At 64.3% G+C, this 403-nt stretch carries 1 pseudogene; it reads right to left on the bottom strand.

Going from position 1 to position 403, the window contains the following annotated elements:
- A pseudogene (locus tag ABGA94_RS01945) lies at positions 1–403 on the bottom strand (hypothetical protein); the annotation flags it as partial.

Below are 403 nucleotides of genomic sequence, written 5' to 3'. Positions count from 1 at the left end.
CTCGAAACCATTGGCGCCCCGCAGCACTTCCACGCGTGAAAGCCACAGCGGTTCGAGCAGCTCGTAGGGCGTGCCGCCCGGTCCGGTCAGCGGCAGCCCGTCGATCGAAACTGCAATACGAGACGCATGCGCACCCGGGCCACGGTTGGTGTACTTCTTGGCAATCGAGATCACCAGGCGCAGGTTGGCCTCGACCATTTCCTTCTTGGCCTTGCGCGCCTTGGCTTCGCCGTAGGCCATGGCACGGCTGATTTCCTTCAGCTCTTCCAGGCGGACGCGTTCGTGCAGCGGCACACGCACACCCAGCTGGGCATAGGTGCCGCGATGGCCACCGGCCAGTGCATCGCTGGAATGGGCGACCTGCAGCCAGGCACGCTGCTTCCAGGTCAACGTGGTGTTGAGT

Origin of the sequence: Stenotrophomonas sp. 3diitr2024 (genome assembly GCF_042136455.1) — a bacterium.
Taxonomy (GTDB): Bacteria; Pseudomonadota; Gammaproteobacteria; order Xanthomonadales; family Xanthomonadaceae; genus Stenotrophomonas; species Stenotrophomonas sepilia.
This window is presented reverse-complemented; position numbering and strand designations above follow the sequence as displayed.